Consider the following 19,217-nt stretch of genomic DNA (forward strand, 5'->3'; position numbering starts at 1 on the left):
GCACAGCTCCGCACCCCTCGGCCCCGCTCAGCCCTCAGCCTCGTCTGCGCCGCCGCGCCCCGTACACCTGCCACGTCACGAACACCAGCGGCAGCTCGAGCACCCAGATACCGGTCACCGCGTCCCACTCCGGGTTCGCCGCCCCGGCCTCGTCCGCGGTGACCAGAGCGCAGAGCAGGCCCCAGACAACCGTCATCGCGCCCACGAGCCACAGGGCGAGGGTCCAACCCCACGTCGACCGGCCCTCGCCGCTCCCGGACGACGCCGGTTTCCGCTCCCTCGGCCGCGGGATCTGCTCCGGGGCCCGCGCGGGCATCCGTACCACCGCCGCCTCCGGCACCGCCGCGTCGATCGCAGCTGTCCGCTCCGGTGTCACACTCCGGTACAGGGTCGGCTCGACGGTCACCGCGAAGCCGTCGACGCCGGTCAGGGCACGGGCCCCGTCCGGGCGGGCGGTCATCGCCGCGACCGCGTCGTAGCGCACGGTCACCGGGCCGGCCGGAGTCGTCAGGGTCACGCCTTCCGTGCCGATGACCAGGGTGACCTCTTCGCTCTCCAGAGACTGGTGCCGGGTGCCGGTGACCGCGTCCTGCGAGTACTGCGGGGCGAGGGTGCAGCCCGCCCAGTCGGCGCCCCCGCGGCCCGGGACCTGGAGCAGGCCGGACGCCCACGCCTCCTGGGCCACCTCGCGCAGGTCGGCGACCGTCACGGCGTTCAGTTCGGCCTTGTGGTCGTCGGGGGAGAGGAGGCGGTGGCCGAGGAGGAGGTTGAGGGAGTAGGAGGGGAGGGCGGCGGCACCGAGGTCGGGTCCGTCGTACATCTTCATGATCTTGCCGCGCACCGAGTCGAGTTCGGACTGTTCGATGCGCCCCGCCCGCAGGCGGGCGAGGGTGTCGACGAACCCTCCGACCACCGCGTCCTGCTTCTTCGGCAGGGCGTCGGCGTACGCCGTGAGCGTCGCGAACCCGGCGTCGCGCAGCGCGTAGTCGGCCTCCGCCGTGTACGAGTAGCCGCCCTCCTGACGCAGGTCCTGGAAGAGGGCGCGGCCGAGGACGTCGGCGAAGACGGAGGCGGCGGTGGAGCGGCGTACGACGGCGTTGAAGACGACGTGGCCGTCGTCGCCGTGGATGTACGCCGGTGTCGTCGGCAACGCGGTGGAGGCCGCCGGCGCCGGGAAGCGGGTGCCCGCGGGGAGGGTGAGGTCCAGGCCCTCCGGTACCGAGTCGCTCGTGATCCACAACACCGCGTTGTCCCGGGTGAAGCGGGTCCGGGCCCAGTGGCGGACCTGGTCGGCCGTCAGGCCCCAGGTGCCGAGTTCGTTGTAGCTGGACAGGCCGTAGCCCTGGGCGCCGTAACGCCACAGCGGGAGCTGGGAGTCGGCGCCGCCGCCGCGGCTCGCGGCCTCCGTGCGGAGGATCTCCTTCTCGGTCTCCAGACGGTCCAGCGGCAGGTCGCGCAGGGCGGCGCAGACGCCGTTCAGATGGGCGACCACCTCGTCCTCGCTGCCGGTGACGTGGAAGAGGGTGTACGTGTTCGCGGTGGCGCCGTTGTGGTGAAGGTCGGTCAGGCCCAGGCGGTGCAGGGCGAGGTGTTCGACGAGGTGGGTGATCCCGGAGGTGGCGAGGGTCTCGTCGGCCCGGCCCACCCGGAAGAAGAGGCCCGCGGTGATCTCGCCCTGCCGGGAGGGGGCGTAGAGGGTGGGGATGCCGTGGGTGGTGGTGTGGGACAGCAACCCCTTGAGGGCGTCGAGGTCGTCCGTGTCGTGCAGTTCCGCCGTCATGCGCAGCCCCGTGGTCCGGTGTCGTTCCGTCTGTAATTCCGTCTGTCGTTCCGTCGTCATCCGTCGGCCCCCCTCAGAGCGTCGCCAGCGCCGCCTTGCGGTACTTCACGAACGCGCTCTTCGGATCGGACAGGTACGACCACGGGAAGTCCGAGGCCCGGTCGCCGAGCGCGGTGAAGTGCGGCAGCGCGTCCTCGAAGTGGCCGCCGAGCGAGAACGCCATCGCGAACGCGCTGTGCGCGCCGAGCCCGTACCAGCCGGGCCGGTAGGCGGAGTGCAGCACGGACACCTGGGCGGCGAAGCGCAGGTCGTCGCGGACCGGCAGGCCGCGCAGGTACGCGCCGGCCTCGCTGCCCTCGAGGTCCAGCCAGCGCTCCAGGTGCGCGAGTGCGACCAGGGCGCCGGTGTGCGAGCCGTCGGGGGCGGCGGCCGCGGCCTCCCGGGCGAAGCCGTGCGCGGCGTCCCAGGAACCGCTCCACTTCGGGCACAACTGCTGGAGCAGTTGCATCTGCGCCGGGTAGTGGTGCGGGTGGTGGACGGACAGGCGGTCGTAGCGGCGGCGGGCCTCGGACTGTCCGAGCGACAGGCCCCGGGCGGTGATCAGGCGGACGGTCCAGGCCGGGGCGTACCCCGGCTGCTCCGCGCACACGTCGATCAGGATCCGCTCGGCCCGCCGCAGCCAGTCGTGGAACTGGTCGAACTGCTCCCTCGACACGTACTTGGCGCGGAGGTCGCTGCGGATGCCCCAGCCGATGCGGACGTACCGGTCGGCGAGCAGGGTGCGGGGGAGCGGGTCCGCCGGGCGGTCCGCCGCGGCCTTCTCCAGCATGCCCTCGACGCCGTCCGTCTCCGCGAGGAGCCCCATGGCGAAGGAGACCTTCTCGGCCGAGTCGAGGGACGTGAAGTACGCCTGGACCGCGGGCCAGTGGCTCTGCTCGGCCGCGCTGCGCAGGGCGACGAGCTCGGGAAGTGTCTCGTACGGATCGAAGGACGGCCCCGATGCGCCTGCGGACCGTCCGCTGCCACTGCCGGTACTGCTCATGCCTGTTGCGCCCCCCTGGCGATCCCCGAACGCCGACGCGCCGACCGGCCCTCAGAGCCCCCCACGGTGCGACGACGTGTGTGATGTCGATGTGTTGAAGTCGCCGCAGGCTAACAGTCGGCTGTGACACACGTGTCGGCGCAGGCGCCGGTCGTAGGGTGCTCGGCATGAGCATCATCGGTGTCGGGATCGACGTGGCGGAGATCGACCGGTTCGCGGCGTCGCTGGAGCGTACGCCCGGGATGGCACAGCGTCTGTTCCTGGACAGCGAGTTGTTGTTGCCCAGCGGTGAGCGTCGGGGTGTCGCCTCGCTCGCGGCGCGGTTCGCGGCCAAGGAGGCGCTCGCCAAGGCGCTGGGCGCCCCCGCCGGGCTGCACTGGACCGATGCCGAGGTCTACGTGGAGGACAGCGGGCAGCCTCGGCTGCGCGTGACGGGGACCGTGGCGGCGCGGGCGGCCGAACTCGGCGTCCGGTCGTGGCATGTGTCGCTGAGTCATGACGCGGGAGTGGCCTCGGCGGTCGTCGTGGCCGAAGGGTGACGACCACCGAGGCGTTCTGTCCTGCGGCCGTCAGCAGATCGACTGGCTGCTGTTCACCAGGGTGTTGTTGCGGAACGTGGTGTTCGTGCCGCAGGGGTTCTCCCGGATCGCGGAGTTGGTCACCGTCAGGTTCTGGACGGTGATGTCCGCGTTGCCCGGGAACTCCGAGCGGGCCGCGAGGCGTATCTCGCCGCCGCCCGTGACCGTGCCGCTCCGGGCGGCGAGGTTCACGTTGTAGCAGTTCTCGATCAGGACCGCGTTGTTGCCGGTCTGGGAGAGGGTCACCTTGTCGATGACCGCGCCGCCGCTCTCCGACACGCAGAAGACACCGCGTCCGCCGCCGCGCGCGATCACTTCTCCGACGCGGATGTTGGTGGGGTAGGCGCTGCCGACCCGGCCGTTGCGGTTGGCCATGCGGAAGGCCGCGTAGCCGGTGCCGGTGCCGGCGTTCTCCGCGTCCACCTTGGTGACGGTGGCGTTGATGGTCTGGTTGAGCAGCAACCCCGACTCGCCCACGTTCCGTGCCGTCACCGTGCCGATGGTGAGGCCGTCGACGCCGTACGTCTCGACCGCGTGGCTGGAGGCGCCGGAGACGTACGCGTTGTCGATGCGGACGTTGCGCGTCCACTGGCTGGTGTCGCCGCGGTTGTCGATGCGCACGCCGAGGCCTGCGGAGAGGCGCATGTCGAGTTGGCCGAGGATCACGTTCTGGACGTTGCGCAGGAAGACTCCGTAGAGGGGGCTGCCGGTCAGGTTGAGGTGCTGGACCTCGATGTCGCGGGTGCCGCGGGAGTAGACCGGGGCCTGGTCGCCGGAGCCGGTGCCGGTGCCGGTGCCGGTGACGTCGATGGTGCCGCAGACGTCGAGGGCGGTGTAGCTCGGGAGCGAGATGCGCGAGCCTGCGGACATCGAGCCCGAGCCGCGGACCACGACCCGTTCCTTGGCGGTGCGGCCGGCGGTGAGGCTGTTGACCGCGGCCTGGACCGCCGCGCGCAGGTCGGTTCCGGTGTACACGGTCGAACCGCCCCGCCGGGCGGTCCAGGTGCTGCCGTTGCGTACGGCCTCGGCCTGGTAGGAGCCCTCCCCGCAGGCGGCCGCCACGGCCGGTGCGGGGGCGGCGGTGGCGGGGGCGGTGAGGGTGCCGACGGCGGTCAGGAGGGCGGCTGTACCGGCGGCGGCGATGAGTGCGGCTCTGCGTCCCATGGGGAGGCGTCCTCTCGTGGAACTCTCGTCGAATCGATTCGACTGAATCGATTCATCCGGTGGGGGCCGGTGAGTTTGGCAAAGGGGTGGCAAAGGGTCAATGGCTGTGACGAGGTTCGTCGGGTACGGGGGAGACTCGACGGCATGCGTACTGCGTACAGCGTGGAGACGGTCAGGACGGCCGAGCGGGAGCTGATGGCACGGCTCCCGGACGGGGCCTTGATGCAGCGGGCGGCGGCCGGACTCGCCGCCGCCTGCGCGGACTTGCTGGGGCGGGTGTACGGCAGTCGGATCGTCCTGCTGGTCGGCAGCGGCGACAACGGCGGCGACGCCTTGTACGCCGGGGCCCGGCTGGCGCGCCGGGGAGCCGGGGTCACGGCGGTGCTGCTCGCGCCCGAACGCACCCACCCCGGTGGACTGGCCGCGCTGCGGCGGGCCGGCGGCAGCGTGGCGGCGAGCGGGCGGGCGGACGGCAGCCCCGCGTTCCCGCACCCCGCCGCGGAACTGATCGACCGGGCGGATCTCGTGCTCGACGGGATCGTCGGCATCGGCGCCAAGGGGCCTTTGCGGCCGGACGCGGTACACCTGGCCGAGCTGGCCGAGCGGTCCCGGGCCGCCGTCGTCGCCGTCGACCTGCCCAGCGGGGTCGACCCCGACAGCGGTGAGGTCGAGGGCACCGCGATCCGGGCCGACCTGACGGTCACCTTCGGGACGCACAAGCCGGGGCTGCTGGTCGATCCGGCCAGGGAGTACGCCGGTTCGGTACGGCTCGTCGACATCGGCCTGTCGCTGCCCGCCGAGCCCGCGCTGGAGGCGTTGCAGCACGCGGACGTGGCACGGCTGCTGCCGGTGCCGGGTGCCGAGAGCGACAAGTACCGGCGGGGCGTGGTCGGGATCGCCGCCGGGTCCGCGCGGTATCCGGGGGCCGCGGTGCTCGCCGTCTCGGGGGCGCTGCGGGGCGGGGCCGGGGCCGTACGGTACGTCGGACCCGCCGCGGACGCCGTGATCGCCCGCTTCCCCGAGACGCTCGTGTCGGACCGGGGGCCCCGGAAGGCGGGGCGGGTACAGGCGTGGGTCGTCGGTCCCGGGGCGGGGGACGACGCCTCGACGGTGGCGGAGGTGCTGGCGTCGGACGTGCCCGTGCTGATCGACGCGGACGGGCTGCGGCTGGCGGACCCGGACGCGGTACGGGCCCGGACCGCGCCGACCCTGATGACCCCGCATGCCGGGGAGGCCGCCGCGCTGCTCGGGGTGGCGCGGGAGGAGGTCGAGCGGGCCCGGCTGGACTCGGTGCGGGAACTGGCCGGGCGGTACGGCGCGACCGTGCTGCTGAAGGGGTCGACGACGGTGGTGGCCGACTCGGGGGGCGGGGCGGTGCGGGTGAACCCGACGGGGACGTCGTGGCTGGCCACGGCGGGTAGTGGGGATGTGCTGTCGGGGCTGGCGGGGTCGTTGCTGGCGGCCGGGCTGTCGGCGCCGGACGCGGGGAGCGTGGGGGCGTATCTGCATGGGCTGGCGGGGAGGCTGGCGGCGGACGGGGCGCCGGTGGGGGCCCACGATGTGGCGGCTGCCGTGCCTCGGGCCTGGCGGGATGTCGTACGGGAGTGACGTGGCGGTCCTGTCGGACCCCTCTGAGACACTGGGGGCGCCATGACTGAGACAGCACCTGCCCCGACCGCACCGCTGCGGGCCCGCGCCGAGATCGACCTGGCCGCACTGCGGGCCAACGTGCGGAGTCTGCGTGCCCGTGCGGCGGGGGCGGCCGTCATGGCCGTGGTGAAGTCCGACGCCTATGGACACGGGGCGGTGCCGTGTGCCCGCGCGGCGGTGCAGGCCGGGGCCACCTGGCTCGGTACGGCCACGCCCGAGGAGGCCCTCGCCCTGCGGGCCGCCGGGCTGGACGGCCGCATCATGTGCTGGCTCTGGACGCCCGGCGGGCCCTGGCGGGCCGCCGTCGAGGCCGATCTCGACGTGTCCGTCAGCGCGATGTGGGCCCTGAGGGAAGTCACCGAGGCGGCCCGCGGGGCCCGTACTCCCGCGCGCGTGCAGCTCAAGGCCGACACCGGGCTGGGGCGCAACGGCTGTCAGCCCGGCGAGGACTGGGCCGAGCTCGTCGATGAGGCGCTGAAGGCCGAGCGCGAAGGGCTGGTCCGGGTCACCGGGCTCTGGTCGCACTTCGCCTGCGCCGACGAACCCGGGCATCCCTCCATCGCCGCCCAGCTCACCCGTTTCCGGGAGATGGTGGCGTACGCGGAGGGCCGGGGCGTGCGGCCCGAGGTGCGGCACATCGCCAACTCGCCGGCCACGCTCACCCTTCCCGAGGCCCACTTCGACCTCGTACGGACCGGGATCGCGGTCTACGGGATCTCACCGAGCCCCGAGGTCGGCAGCCCCGCCGACTTCGGGCTGCGTCCGGTGATGACCCTCTCGGCGACCGTCGCGCTCGTGAAGCACGTGCCGGGGGGCCACGGCGTCAGTTACGGGCATCACTACGTCACGCCGGGCGAGACGACCCTCGGCCTGGTACCCGTCGGCTACGCGGACGGCATTCCGCGGCACGCCTCCGGGACCGGCCCCGTGCTGGTCGGCGGCAAGTGGCGGACGGTCGCGGGGCGGGTCGCCATGGACCAGTTCGTCGTCGACCTGGGCGGTGACGAGCCCGAAGCGGGGGCGGAGGCCGTCCTCTTCGGGCCGGGCGACCGTGGTGAGCCCACCGCCGAGGACTGGGCCCAGGCCGCGGGGACCATCGCGTACGAGATCGTCACCCGGATCGGAACGCGCGTTCCCCGCGTCCATGTGAATGAGGAACCAGTCGGGTAACCCGCAAGTGCGCGGAAGAACAGCAAGCCCTGCATCACCCGGCAACACCTGTGTCAACCGACCCAGCGAACCAGCAGTGCGGCGAAGAGGAGCGGTTACGTGAGCGAGAGCAGTGCGGAGGCCGTCGCGGACGCCGCGGCGGCCGTCGCCGCCGCCGCGGGGGCGGCCGCCGGCTGGCGCCGGGCGACCGGCATCGCGGGCGCCGCGATAGGGGTGGTCGCCGCGGGCGCGGCCGCCGGAGTCGCCATAGAGCGGCTCACCGTCGGCCGCGGGATGCGCCAGAGGGCGCGACTCGCGTTGGACTCGACCGGGCCGTACGGCGCGCTGCGCGGCACGCCCGGCAAGGCGTACGCCGACGACGGCACCGAGTTGTACTACGAGGTCGACGACGTCGACCCGGACACCACCGCCGCCTCGATCGGGCCCCGGCGCCGGCGGCTCTTCGGCCGCAAGGCACCCGCGCCCGTCACCGTCGTCTTCAGCCACGGCTACTGCCTCAGCCAGGACTCCTGGCACTTCCAGCGCGCCGCCCTGCGGGGCGTCGTACGGACCGTGCACTGGGACCAGCGCAGCCACGGCCGGTCCGCGCGCGGTGTGGCCCAGGTGCAGAACGACGTGCCGGTCAGCATCGAGCAGCTCGGCCGCGACCTGAAGGCCGTCATCGACGCGGCCGTGCCGGACGGGCCGCTCGTGCTGGTGGGGCACTCCATGGGCGGCATGACCGTCATGGCCCTCGCCGACCAGTACCCCGAGCTGATCCGCGAGCGGGTGGTGGCGGTGGCGTTGGTGGGCACGTCGTCGGGGCGGCTCGGCGAGGTGAACTTCGGGCTGCCCGTGGCGGGCGTGAACGCCGTACGACGGGTGCTCCCCGGCGTGCTGAGGGCGCTGGGCCAGCAGGCCGCCCTGGTGGAGAAGGGGCGCCGGGCGACCGCCGACCTGTTCGCCGGGGTCATCAAGCGGTACTCGTTCGCGTCCCGGGACGTCGACCCGGCCATCGCCCGGTTCGCCGAGCGGATGATCGAGGGCACGCCGATCGACGTGGTCGCCGAGTACTACCCGGCGTTCAACGACCACGACAAGACCGAGGCCATCGCCCACTTCGCCGACATGCCGGTGCTCGTACTGGCCGGGGTGGGGGACCTCGTCACGCCCAGCGAGCACAGCGAGGCCATCGCCGACCTGCTGCCGGACGCCGAGCTGGTGCTCGTCCCGGACGCCGGGCACCTGGTGATGCTGGAACACCCGGAAGTGGTCACCGACCGGCTCGCCGACCTGCTCACCAGGGCGGGTGCGGTACCCGCAGGAGCTACCGTGGGTGGCTATGGAAGCACCAGCAGCGCCGCACGACCCGGCTGACATCGAGCTGACCGTCACCTCCCCCGACCAGATGCGCGAGCTGGGCCGCCGCCTGGCCAAGCTGCTGCGCGCCGGCGACCTCGTGATGCTCACCGGTGAGCTGGGCGCGGGCAAGACGACGCTGACCCGCGGGCTCGGCGAGGGGCTCGGCGTCCGGGGGGCCGTGACGTCCCCGACCTTCGTGATCGCCCGTGTGCACCCGTCCCTCGGGGACGGGCCGCCGCTCGTCCATGTCGACGCCTACCGCCTGGCCGGCGGCCTCGACGACATGGAGGACCTCGACCTCGACGTCTCGCTGCCCGAGTCGGTGATCGTCGTGGAGTGGGGTGAGGGCAAGGTCGAGGAGCTGACCGACGACCGACTGGAGGTCGTGATCCACCGGGCCGTCGGAGACACGACGGACGAGGTGCGGCACGTGACGCTGACCGGGCTGGGGAAGCGGTGGGCAGCGGTCGATCTGAGCGTGCTCTCGGCGTGAGCGGTCCGCGCCCGTTCGTGTGAACGGCGGCCGCGAGAGATGAAGGTTCCGACAAGGCGTCGGCAAGATGTTGCGCTCGACGTCTCGTGCGTGGTCACATGGTATCCAGTTTGTAGTTAGGTGTACCTAACTACGCCCGCCCCCGAACTTCAGGAGGCGTCCATGTCGGCCACCGAGAACACGCCGGAACCGCGGCCGTATGCGGTCGTCGCCGGGGTGTCCATGCGCGACCTGCTGGCGTCCTGCGCCGCCGCGCACGCCGTTTCCACGCCGCCGCGTCTGCCCGACCCCGGAACGGTCCAGCCGTCTGCCGAGCATCGGAAAGCGGCCTAGGGGACCACGACTACCTTCGCGCCGATCGTCGCGGACTTCCACATCGCGTCGCCGTCGGGCCGGGACTCCCGGATACCGCCTGTCTTGGCCACGCGGCCGGAGGCCGGCGCGGAGTTGTCCAGCGCTGCGCTGAAGCCGACGGCCACGCCGTCCACGCTGGTGAAGCGCACGACGTGCTCGACGGGGATGCCGTCGGTGCCGGTGATCCTGTTCGAGCGGGACATGACCGTGTAGGTGCCCGGGGCCGGGGCGACGGTCCCCGGGGTGACCTTGAAGGTGCGGCTGACCTTGTTGCCCGGGCCGACCAGCCACACCCGGTCGTCGTTCAGCGAGTAGACGACCCGTTCACCCGTACCGGAGTCGGCGGGCAGCGCGGTGGGGTTCCCCTGGTCGCGGGGCGCCTTCGCAACGGCCGTCGCGGCCGGGCCGCCGGTGTCCGGCCCGCCGAGGCCGGCCGGGACGCTCACCGAGGCCTGGTATGCGAGGAAGCCGACCGCCGCCAGGGCCGCCACAGTGAGCCCGGTCACGATTCCCGAGCTGCCACTTGCCACCGTCGTCCACCTCATGCCTCGTGTAGTACGTCCCGCTTTGCGGCGACGGTAGCAGCAGGTGACCACCCGTCCTGGACGGCCGTGCCCGCGCCGCGGGAGCCGTAGGCTGTTTGCGTGCTCTTGCTCGCTCTGGATACCGCCACCCCCGCCGTCACCGTCGCGCTGCACGACGGCACGGACGTCATCGCCTCGTCGAGTCAGGTGGACGCGCGCCGGCACGGCGAGCTGCTGCTGCCGGCCGTCGACCGCGTCCTCACCCAGGCCGGCCTCAAGATCGACGCCGTCACCGGTGTCGTCGTCGGCATCGGCCCCGGCCCCTACACCGGACTGCGCGTCGGCCTGATGACCGCGGACACCTTCGGGCTCGTGCTCGGTGTCCCCGTCCACGGCGTGTGCACCCTCGACGGCCTCGCGTACGCGGCCGACATCGAGAAGGGCCCCTTCGTCGTGGCGACCGACGCCCGGCGCAAGGAGGTCTACTGGGCGAAGTACGCCGACTCCCGCACCCGCCTCACCGACCCCGCCGTCGACCGGCCCGCCGACGTCGCCGGCCAGGTGGCCGGGCTGCCGGCCGTCGGCGCGGGTGCGCTGCTCTACCCGGACACCTTCCCCGTCGCGCACGAGCCCGAGAACGTGTCGGCCGCGGCGCTCGCCTCTCTGGCCGCCGAGAGACTGGCCGCCGGCCGGGAACTCCCCGCCCCCCGGCCCCTGTACCTGCGCCGCCCCGACGCCCAGGTCCCCAAGAACTACAAGGTGGTCACCCCCAAGTGACCCACACCGTGACTCCTCGACTGCGCGAGATGCGCTGGTGGGACATCGACCCCGTGCTCGAACTGGAGCGGGACCTCTTCCCCGAGGACGCCTGGTCGCGGGGGATGTTCTGGTCCGAGCTGGCCCACTCCCGGGGCGCCGAGGCGACCCGGCGCTACGTCGTCGCCGAGAACGCCGACGGGCGCCTGGTGGGGTACGCGGGACTCGCCTCCTCAGGAGACGTGGCCGACGTACAGACGATCGCCGTCGCCCGCGACCACCAGGGCACCGGCCTCGGCGGACGGCTGTTGGCCGAGCTGCTGCGTGCCGCGTCCGCCTTCGAGTGCGCCGAAGTGATGCTGGAGTGCCGGGTCGACAACGTCCGCGCCCAGAAGCTCTACGAGCGCTTCGGCTTCGAGCCCATCGGTTTCCGACGCGGCTACTACCAACCGGGCAACGTGGACGCCCTGGTGATGAAACTGAACGGCCCCTCCACCTCCGTGAACGGCGTACAAGGAACCGAGATCCATGGCTGACGAACCGCTCGTCCTCGGCATCGAGACCTCCTGTGACGAGACCGGCGTCGGCATCGTCCGGGGCACCACCCTGCTGGCCGACGCCATCGCCTCCAGCGTCGACGAGCACGCCCGTTTCGGCGGGGTCGTGCCGGAGGTCGCCTCCCGGGCGCACCTGGAGGCGATGGTGCCGACCATCGACCGCGCGCTGAAGGAAGCGGGAGTTTCCGCGAAGGACCTGGACGGCATCGCCGTGACGGCCGGTCCGGGTCTCGCCGGTGCCCTGCTCGTCGGGGTCTCGGCGGCGAAGGCGTACGCCTACGCGCTCGGCAAGCCGCTGTACGGCGTGAACCACCTGGCCTCGCACATCTGCGTGGACCAGCTGGAGCACGGGGCGCTGCCGGAGCCGACGATGGCGCTGCTGGTGAGCGGCGGCCACTCGTCCCTGCTGCTCTCCTCGGACATCACCTCCGACGTACGGCCGATGGGCGCCACCATCGACGACGCGGCGGGGGAGGCCTTCGACAAGATCGCGCGCGTGCTCGACCTGGGCTTCCCGGGCGGCCCGGTCATCGACCGGTACGCGAAGGAGGGCGATCCGTCGGCCATCGCGTTCCCGCGCGGTCTGACCGGGCCGCGCGACCCGGCGTACGACTTCTCCTTCTCCGGGCTGAAGACGGCCGTGGCCCGCTGGATCGAGGCGAAGCGGGCGGCGGGGGAGGAGGTGCCGGTGCGTGACGTGGCGGCGTCCTTCCAGGAGGCGGTCGTGGACGTGCTGACGCGCAAGGCGGTCAGGGCCTGTCGTGACGAGGGCGTCGACCACCTGATGATCGGCGGCGGCGTGGCGGCCAACACCCGCTTGCGGGCGCTGGCCCGGGAGCGCTGCGAGGCGGCCGGGATCCGGCTGCGGGTACCGCGGCCCAAGCTGTGCACCGACAACGGGGCGATGGTGGCCGCGCTGGGGGCGGAGATGGTGGCGCGGAACCGGCCGGCGTCGAGCTGGGACCTGTCGGCGGACTCGTCCCTTCCCGTGACCGAACCGCATGTGCCCGGGCACGACCACGTCCACGAGGTCGGCAACGAGAACCTGTACTCATGACGGTCGCGCTGATGTGGGAGGCACGGGCGGTCGACGGGCGGGGCGAGGAGTTGCTGGCCTGGGTACGGCGGCAGCAACTGCCCGAGGCGCCGCTGCGCCGGGAGACCTTCCGCGCCCCGCAGGACCGGGTGCTGGTCATCACGTGGTGGGACGCGGCCTACGACGCCGAGCTGCCCGAACTGCCCGAACCGGGCGGTGACCTGGTCGGCCGGGCGGTGCACCGGTGGCGGTTCGAGTCGGTGGACGCGGGCTGACCGGGGAGCAGGAGAGCCGGAGAGCTTCGGGGGCGGCCGCGACGGCCGGTGCGGCCGTCGCGGCGATGACACGCCCTCAGCTCAGGGTGGCTGTACCGGTCGAGGTCACCCCGCGTCCGACACCTCCGCCTCGCAGTGCAGCCTGCGGTCCGGACCCAGCACCCTGACCGGCCCCGTGACGGTCAGCCGGGCCGTGTGGCGTACGTCCGCGCTGGAGACCGCCAGCCGTAGCTCCAGCGCACCCGGTTCGACCACCCTTCGGCCGGACCGGTCCGTGAAGGCCGACAGGTCCGGGTGGAAGCGGAAGGTGACCCGGGAGGACCGGCCCGGCTCCAGCTCAAGGCGCCGGTAGCCGATCAGGCGGACGTCGGGGCGGGTGACCGTGGCGACCGGATCGTGCAGATACAGCTGGACGACCTCGGCGCCGGGGCGGTCGCCCGCGTTGCGGACCGTGACCGACACCTCGTAGGTACCGTCGGTGTCCACCTCCGCCGCCGGTCCGCTCCCGAAGTCCTCCCACGCGAACTCCGTGTAGGAGCGGCCGTGTCCGAAGGCGTACAGCGGTGTCGGGTCCAGGTTGCTCACGTCCGCCCGCAGGCCCAGCGGCGGCTGGAGGTACGTCCACGGCTGGCCGCCGGGGACGCGCGGGACGCTGACCGGCAGGCGGCCGGACGGGTTCACGCGGCCCGACAGCACTCCCGCCACCGCCGGGCCGCCTTCCTCCCCGGGGAAGAACGCCTGGACGACGGCGGCGAGCCGGCCGTCCCAACGGCCCAGGGCGTACGGGCGGCCGGTGAGCAGGACGAGGACGACCGGGACGCCGGTCGCCACCAGCGTGTCCAGCAACTCGGCCTGTGCACCGGGGAGCCGCAGGTCCGTCGCGTCGCAGCCCTCGCCCGACGTGCCCCGGCCGAACAGGCCCGCCCGGTCGCCCAGTACCGCCACGCAGACGTCCGCCTCGGCCGTCCGCGCCACAGCTTCCTCGAAGCCGGACGGGTCCGGATCCGACACCCCGCAGCCCTCGGCGAACGCCACCTTCGCGTCCGGGAGTTCGGCCCGCAGGGACTCCAGCAGCGTGGGGATCTCGATGCCCATCGGCACTTCGGGGTGCTGCGTGAGGACGTGGGAGGGGAAGGAGTAGCAGCCGAGCATCGCCAGCGCGTCCGACGCCCTCGGGCCGACCACCGCGATGCGTGTGTCCGGGGCCAGGGGGAGCAGGCCGTCCGGGTTGTCCAGCAGCACCACCGACTCCTCGGCCAGGCGGCGGGCCAGCGCGCGGTTCGCCGACGAGTCGAGGTCGATGCGGCCGGTCGGCTCCGGGGCCCAGTCCTCGTCCAGCAGGCCCAGTTCGCACTTCTGGAGCAGGACCCGGCGGACCGCCCGGTCGATCAGGGACTCCGGGACCGAGCCCGCCCCGACCGCCTCCAGCAGTGGCTTTCCGTAGCACTTGAGGGTCGGCAGTTCCACGTCGACGCCCGCCGACAGCGCCGCATTCGCCGCCTCCGCCTCGGTCCCCGCCACCCGGTGCTGGGTCTGCAGGAAGCCGATGCCGAAGTAGTCGGCGACCACCGTGCCGGCGAAGTCCCACTGCTCGCGGAGGAGTTCGGTCAGCAGGCCGGGGTCGGCCGAGGCGGGGACGCCGTCCGTGTCGGTGTACGCGGCCATCACCGAGCGGGCGCCGCCCTCCCGCAGCGCCATCTCGAACGGCGGGAGGACCACGTCGGCGAACTCGCGGACCCCCGCGCGTACGGGGGCCTGGTTGCGGGCGCCGGCCGAGGAGGCGTACCCGGCGAAGTGCTTGAGCGTGGCGATGATCCCGGCCGATTCGAGGCCGCGGACATAGGCGGCGCCGACCGTGCCGACCAGGTACGGGTCCTCGCCGATGGTCTCCTCGACGCGCCCCCAGCGGGGATCCCGTACGACGTCCAGGACCGGGGCGAGGCCCTGGTGGACGCCGACCGAGCGCAGGTCGTCGCCGATGCGGCGGGCCATCTCCTCGACGAGCGCGGGGTCGAAGGTCGCGCCCCAGGCGAGCGGGACCGGGTAGGCGGTGGCCTGCCAGGCGGTGAAGCCGGCCAGGCACTCCTCGTGGGCGATCGCGGGGATGCCGAAGCGGCCGGCCTCGGCGATACGGCGCTGGGCGCGGGCCAGTGCCTGCGCGCCCAGCGCCGGGTCCACCGGGGCCGTGCCGAAGGGACGGGTGAGCTGGCCGAGGCCGTGGGTGATCAGCTCGTCCCAGTCGTAGTCGGTGGTCATCTCGCTCTGCAGGGGGGCGACTCCGTCGCCGTCCGTGGCGGCGCCCACCCACACGCCGTACAGCTGGGCGGTCTTCTCCTCCAGGGTCATCCGGGAGAGGAGGTCGTCGACGCGGGCGGCGGCGGGCAGGGCGGGGTCACGCCAGGGGGCGGTGGTCATGTAACTCCTGTCGGGGTCGATGGCCCTCTCGCGAATGTTTCGTAATGTAAGTCGAATGTTTTGGGAACCTAGGGCGGTGAGAGGGGTTCGTCAAGAGGTCGCGCAGGGATACGATCGCCGCCATGACACCCCCGGAGCCCGCAGAAACCCGGACGACAGCCCCGACGGCCGGACGGTCCGCGCAGACCGCGACGCTCGCCGAGATCGCCCGCGAGGCCGGCGTTTCGGCGCCGACAGTTTCGAAGGTCCTGAACGGACGTGCCGATGTCGCCCCGGCGACCCGCAGTCGCGTGGAGGACCTTCTGCGCGCGCACGGCTACCGGCGCCGGCGTGCCGAGGCGAGCCGCTCGCCCCTGATCGACCTGGTCTTCCACGAGCTGGAGAGCGCCTGGGCGATGGAGGTCATCCGGGGCGTGGAGAACGTGGCGCGGGACGCCGGTCTGAGCGTGGTGCTGAGCGAGAGCGCGGGGCGGCTGACCCCGGGACGGACCTGGGCCGACCAGGTCGCCGCCCGCCGTCCGCACGGCGTGATCCTCGTGCTGTCCGGGCTCGACGAGTCCCAGCGCGCCCTGCTCAACAGCCGCTCCATCCCGTTCGTGGTGATGGACCCGGCCGGCGACCCGGGCGCCGACGTGCCCTCGATCGGCGCCACCAACTGGCAGGGCGGCCTCGCCGCCACCCGGCACCTGGTCGAGCTCGGGCACACCCGGATCGGCGCGATCAGCGGACCGTCCCGGATGATGTGCAGCCGCGCCCGCATCGACGGCTACCGGGCCGCCCTGGAGACCGCCGGACTGCCCGTCGACCCCGAGCTGATCGCGGCCGGCGACTTCCACCACGAGGCCGGCTACCGGCGGGGCCTCGAACTGCTGCGCCGCCCGGACCGGCCCACCGCGGTCTTCGCCGGCAACGACCTCCAGGCGCTCGGACTGTACGAGGCCGCGCGCGAGCTGGGGCTCAGGATCCCGGAGGACCTGAGCGTGGTCGGCTTCGACGATCTGCCGGTGGCGCCCTGGGTGGGGCCGCCGCTGACGACCGTACGACAGCCCCTGACGGAGATGGCCGAGGCGGCCGCCAAGCTGGTCCTCGACCTCGGACGCGACGCCGGCGCCACGTCGGCGGCGACCCGGGTGGAGCTGGCGACGAGTCTGGTGGTGCGGGCCAGCACCGGGACACCGCCGACGGGGTAGGGCAGGCCCGCGGGGAGGCCGTAAGGCGACTGCGGGGAGGCCTGTTTCTGTATTGACCGGTGTGGTGACGCACCCCACACTGCTCCGAAGCCAATCGGTTGTTCGACCGAAACTTTCGGAGGCACCCGCAATGAGATCTCTGAGAACGGGCTTATCCCTCACATCACTGCTCAGCGGCGTCGCCCTGCTCGGCGCGCTGCTGGTCACGGCGCCCGCGGCGCACGCCGCCGACGCACCCCTGCGCGACCTCGCCGACGCCAAGGGCAAGGTCATGGGCACGGCGGTCACCGGATCCAAACTCACCGGGACGTACGGCGACACCGCCGCCCGCGAGTTCAACGCCCTCACCCCCGGCAACGCCATGAAATGGGGCTCGGTCGAGCCGACCCGGGGCACCTTCAACTGGGCCGAGGCCGACCAGATCGTCGCCTTCGCCGAGGCCAACGGTCAGCAGGTGCGCGGCCACACCCTGGTCTGGCACAGCCAGAACCCGAGCTGGCTGACGAACGGCACCTGGACCGCGGCCCAGCTGAGCGGGCTGATGAACGACCACATCGCGCTGGAAGTCGGCCGGTACAAGGGCCGGCTGGCCACCTGGGACGTGGTCAACGAGCCGTTCAACGAGGACGGCACCTACCGTCAGACCCTCTGGTACAACGGCCTCGGCGCCGACTACATCGCCCAGGCCCTGACCGCGGCGCGTGCCGCGGACCCGGCCGCCAAGCTGTACATCAACGACTACAACGTCGAGGGCGTCAACGCGAAGAGCACCGCCCTGTACAACCTGGTCAAGTCCCTGAAGGAGCGCGGCGTCCCGATCGACGGGGTCGGGCTCCAGGCCCACCTCATCCTCGGCCAGGTGCCGTCCACGCTCCAGCAGAACATCCAGCGCTTCGCCGACCTCGGCGTGGACGTGGCGATCACCGAGCTGGACATCCGGATGCAACTGCCGTCCGACAGCACGAAGCTGACCCAGCAGGCCGCCGACTACAAGGCGGTCGTCGGCGCGTGTGTGGCGGTGGCCCGGTGCGTCGGCGTCACCGTGTGGGGCTTCACCGACTCCGACTCCTGGATCCCGGACACCTTCCCCGGGCAGGGCGCGGCGACGCCGTACGACGAGAACTACGCGCCGAAACCGGCCTACCACGCCATCGCGGAGGCGCTGGGCGGGACCACGAGCGAGCCGCCGACGGGCGCGTGCACGGCGACGTACAGCGTGACCAGTCAGTGGAACTCCGGCTTCACCGGACAGGTGCGGATCGCCTGCTCGGGGTCCGCGCTGTCGTCGTGGAAGGTCGGCTGGACGTACGGCGCGGGGCAGCGGATCACGCAGGCCTGGAACGCGACCTGCACCCAGACGGGGACGGCGGTCAGCTGCTCCAACGCCTCCTACAACGGGACCGTCCCGGACGGCGGGTCGGTGACCTTCGGGTTCAACGCCTCGTGGAGCGGGAGCAACCCGGTGCCGGTGGTGACGCTGGGGTGAGGCGGTCCTGAGAAGTATGAGATTTTCCGAAGAAAAGCGTCTCCCGCCCCCGTCCCTAACATTCTCCTAATAATTCGGACTTACGTTCCTCCCCGTGACCGGACACGGAGAGCACGGCGACGAGGGCAGACGCGGGGGCCGGCGGTCGAGAGCGCTCAAGGCCGCCGGTCTCACACTCGCGGGCGCACTGGTGCTGGGCGTCGCCACGGCCGGCTGGGCTTACTGGCACCTCAACAGCAACATCAAGAGCGTCGACATCAACAACGCGCTCGGCGACGACCGCCCCGCGAAGGCGGTGACGACGCCGACCCCGTCCGGTTCCGCGTCCGCCTCCCCGCTGCCCACCGAGGCGCTGAACATCCTGGTCCTCGGCTCCGACTCGCGCAGCGGCGAGGAGAACCAGGAGCTCGGCGGCGGTGACAGCTCCGGGGCACGGTCCGACACGGCGATGGTGGTGCACCTCGACGCGGGCCGTACGACGGCGACCGTGGTCAGCATCCCCCGCGACACGCTCGTCACCCGGCCGTCCTGCCCGCTGTCGTCCGGGGGGTCGACGGCGGTGGCGTACCACTCGATGTTCAACAGCGCGTACTCGGTGGGCGGGCCGGTGTGTGCGGTCAAGACGGTCGAGTCGATCACCGACGTCCGCATGGACCACTACATCGAGATCGACTTCGCGGGCTTCGCCAAGCTGGTGGACGCGCTCGGCGGGGTCACCGTCACCACGGACGAGGACATCGACGACGACGACAGCCACCTGAAGCTGAAGGCCGGCACCCACGAACTCGACGGCGACCAGGCCCTCGCGCTCGCCCGTACCCGGCACGGCATAGGCGACGGCAGTGACCTCGGCCGCATAGGTCTCCAGCAGATGCTGGTGAAGGCCCTGCTGGAACAGATCTCCTCGACGAACCTGCTGTCCGACCCCGCCAAGCTGTACCGGGTCGCCGACGCGGTCACCGGCAGCCTCACCACGGACACCGGTCTCGACTCCCTGACCGAGCTGATGCGCCTGGGCGAAAGCCTCAAGGGCCTGTCGGCGGACCAGGTGACGACGGTGACGATGCCGGTGGTGACCGCACCCTCGGACCCCAACCGCGTGGTGGCGGACGAGCCGGAGGCCGGCGAACTCTGGGAGTCGCTCAGGTAGTCGGGGCGGCCGCCTCGGTCCCCTGCTGCGGCTCGGCCTCCTCACGCCGGCGGCCACGACGGGCGTCGCGCCGGAGGGGACCCGAATGGCGCCGGGCTGCGGCCGGGATGCTGTACCGGCATGGCGCCCCGCCCGCGGAGAGACGTGCCCGGCACGACGCCCGGCGTGCAAGCGGCGGAAAAATCTTCGAAGATCTTCGTCGAGCCTGTCGATGCGGGTGCCTCCCGATCGACGCAGGGGTGAGAGGCCGGGAACA

Annotated in this window: 18 protein-coding genes; 13 read left to right on the forward strand and 5 right to left on the reverse strand. The window is 72.6% G+C overall.

The annotated features are described in order from the left end of the window. Window positions 1-34: 34 nt before the first annotated feature. Both ACFWWR_RS14125 and ACFWWR_RS14130 read right to left on the reverse strand, forming a co-directional pair. Window positions 35-1,780, reverse strand: coding sequence for a M16 family metallopeptidase (locus ACFWWR_RS14125; protein ID WP_384303384.1), 1,746 nt, complete (start codon window positions 1,778-1,780; stop codon window positions 35-37). A gap of 73 nt (window positions 1,781-1,853) precedes the next feature. After that, complete coding sequence (locus ACFWWR_RS14130; RefSeq protein WP_383866044.1) at window positions 1,854-2,822, reverse strand: hypothetical protein; 969 nt, start codon at window positions 2,820-2,822, stop codon at window positions 1,854-1,856. A 167-nt stretch (window positions 2,823-2,989) separates the two neighbouring features. Between ACFWWR_RS14130 and ACFWWR_RS14135 the strand changes: the two genes are divergently transcribed. Further along, window positions 2,990-3,361 carry a holo-ACP synthase gene (locus ACFWWR_RS14135; RefSeq protein WP_383866046.1) on the forward strand — a complete coding sequence of 124 codons (372 nt, stop codon included), beginning with the start codon at window positions 2,990-2,992 and terminating at the stop codon, window positions 3,359-3,361. Window positions 3,362-3,391: 30 nt separating this feature from the next. Here the strand turns inward: ACFWWR_RS14135 and ACFWWR_RS14140 are convergent, their stop codons facing one another. Next, entirely contained in the window at window positions 3,392-4,564 is a 1,173-nt protein-coding gene (locus ACFWWR_RS14140) for a hypothetical protein (RefSeq protein WP_384303386.1), read from the reverse strand. 144 nt (window positions 4,565-4,708) lie between these two features. Here ACFWWR_RS14140 and ACFWWR_RS14145 point away from each other — a divergent pair, with 144 nt between their 5' ends. From ACFWWR_RS14145 to ACFWWR_RS14165, 5 genes are all read left to right on the forward strand, one after another. Then, window positions 4,709-6,172, forward strand: a complete 1,464-nt coding sequence (locus tag ACFWWR_RS14145) for an NAD(P)H-hydrate dehydratase (protein WP_383866050.1) — start codon at window positions 4,709-4,711, stop codon at window positions 6,170-6,172. A 42-nt stretch (window positions 6,173-6,214) separates the two neighbouring features. Next, window positions 6,215-7,384, forward strand: coding sequence for an alanine racemase (alr, locus tag ACFWWR_RS14150; RefSeq protein WP_383866052.1), 1,170 nt, complete (start codon window positions 6,215-6,217; stop codon window positions 7,382-7,384). A gap of 99 nt (window positions 7,385-7,483) precedes the next feature. Continuing rightward, window positions 7,484-8,740, forward strand: a complete 1,257-nt coding sequence (locus ACFWWR_RS14155) for an alpha/beta fold hydrolase (protein WP_383866054.1) — start codon at window positions 7,484-7,486, stop codon at window positions 8,738-8,740. Beyond that, window positions 8,706-9,218: a tRNA (adenosine(37)-N6)-threonylcarbamoyltransferase complex ATPase subunit type 1 TsaE gene (tsaE, locus tag ACFWWR_RS14160; protein WP_383866056.1), complete on the forward strand. Its 513-nt coding sequence runs from the start codon at window positions 8,706-8,708 to the stop codon at window positions 9,216-9,218. Before ACFWWR_RS14155 ends, tsaE begins: the two co-directional genes overlap by 35 nt. A gap of 162 nt (window positions 9,219-9,380) precedes the next feature. Further along, window positions 9,381-9,551, forward strand: a complete 171-nt coding sequence (locus ACFWWR_RS14165; protein WP_383866058.1) for a hypothetical protein — start codon at window positions 9,381-9,383, stop codon at window positions 9,549-9,551. On the opposite strand, the gene ACFWWR_RS14170 is transcribed toward ACFWWR_RS14165, so the two are convergent. Further along, a complete protein-coding gene (locus ACFWWR_RS14170; RefSeq protein ID WP_384303388.1) occupies window positions 9,548-10,102 on the reverse strand; it encodes a hypothetical protein in 555 nt (184 codons plus the stop codon). The two genes, ACFWWR_RS14165 and ACFWWR_RS14170, sit on opposite strands and share 4 nt — an antisense overlap. Window positions 10,103-10,216: 114 nt before the next feature. On the opposite strand from ACFWWR_RS14170, the gene tsaB reads away from it, so the two are divergent. From tsaB to ACFWWR_RS14190, 4 genes are read left to right on the forward strand one after another with little or no spacing between them, the layout of a single operon-like run. Beyond that, entirely contained in the window at window positions 10,217-10,873 is a 657-nt protein-coding gene (gene tsaB, locus ACFWWR_RS14175) for a tRNA (adenosine(37)-N6)-threonylcarbamoyltransferase complex dimerization subunit type 1 TsaB (RefSeq protein ID WP_384303390.1), read from the forward strand. 29 nt (window positions 10,874-10,902) lie between these two features. After that, the gene (gene rimI, locus ACFWWR_RS14180; RefSeq protein WP_383866152.1) at window positions 10,903-11,388 is read left to right on the forward strand and encodes a ribosomal protein S18-alanine N-acetyltransferase; all 486 of its coding nucleotides are present in this window, start codon (window positions 10,903-10,905) and stop codon (window positions 11,386-11,388) included. Further along, window positions 11,381-12,466 (forward strand): tRNA (adenosine(37)-N6)-threonylcarbamoyltransferase complex transferase subunit TsaD, encoded by a 1,086-nt coding sequence (tsaD, locus tag ACFWWR_RS14185; protein ID WP_383866064.1) that lies wholly within the window; start codon window positions 11,381-11,383, stop codon window positions 12,464-12,466. The genes rimI and tsaD overlap by 8 nt, the downstream gene beginning before the upstream one ends. Further along, window positions 12,463-12,720, forward strand: coding sequence for a hypothetical protein (locus ACFWWR_RS14190; RefSeq protein WP_383866065.1), 258 nt, complete (start codon window positions 12,463-12,465; stop codon window positions 12,718-12,720). The genes tsaD and ACFWWR_RS14190 overlap by 4 nt, the downstream gene beginning before the upstream one ends. 105 nt (window positions 12,721-12,825) lie before the next feature. Here ACFWWR_RS14190 and ACFWWR_RS14195 read toward each other — a convergent pair whose 3' ends face one another. Next, window positions 12,826-15,135 (reverse strand): glycoside hydrolase family 3 N-terminal domain-containing protein, encoded by a 2,310-nt coding sequence (locus tag ACFWWR_RS14195; RefSeq protein WP_384303392.1) that lies wholly within the window; start codon window positions 15,133-15,135, stop codon window positions 12,826-12,828. 122 nt (window positions 15,136-15,257) lie between these two features. Here ACFWWR_RS14195 and ACFWWR_RS14200 point away from each other — a divergent pair, with 122 nt between their 5' ends. From ACFWWR_RS14200 to ACFWWR_RS14210, 3 genes are all read left to right on the forward strand, one after another. Further along, the gene (locus ACFWWR_RS14200; protein ID WP_383866069.1) at window positions 15,258-16,325 is read left to right on the forward strand and encodes a LacI family DNA-binding transcriptional regulator; all 1,068 of its coding nucleotides are present in this window, start codon (window positions 15,258-15,260) and stop codon (window positions 16,323-16,325) included. A gap of 130 nt (window positions 16,326-16,455) precedes the next feature. Next, window positions 16,456-17,811 (forward strand): endo-1,4-beta-xylanase, encoded by a 1,356-nt coding sequence (locus tag ACFWWR_RS14205; RefSeq protein ID WP_384303394.1) that lies wholly within the window; start codon window positions 16,456-16,458, stop codon window positions 17,809-17,811. 94 nt (window positions 17,812-17,905) lie between these two features. Beyond that, window positions 17,906-18,961 carry an LCP family protein gene (locus ACFWWR_RS14210; RefSeq protein ID WP_383866073.1) on the forward strand — a complete coding sequence of 352 codons (1,056 nt, stop codon included), beginning with the start codon at window positions 17,906-17,908 and terminating at the stop codon, window positions 18,959-18,961. The last annotated feature ends 256 nt before the right edge of the window (window positions 18,962-19,217 follow it).

It is taken from the genome of Streptomyces sp. NPDC058678 (genome assembly GCF_042714835.1).
GTDB lineage: Bacteria > Actinomycetota > Actinomycetes > Streptomycetales > Streptomycetaceae > Streptomyces.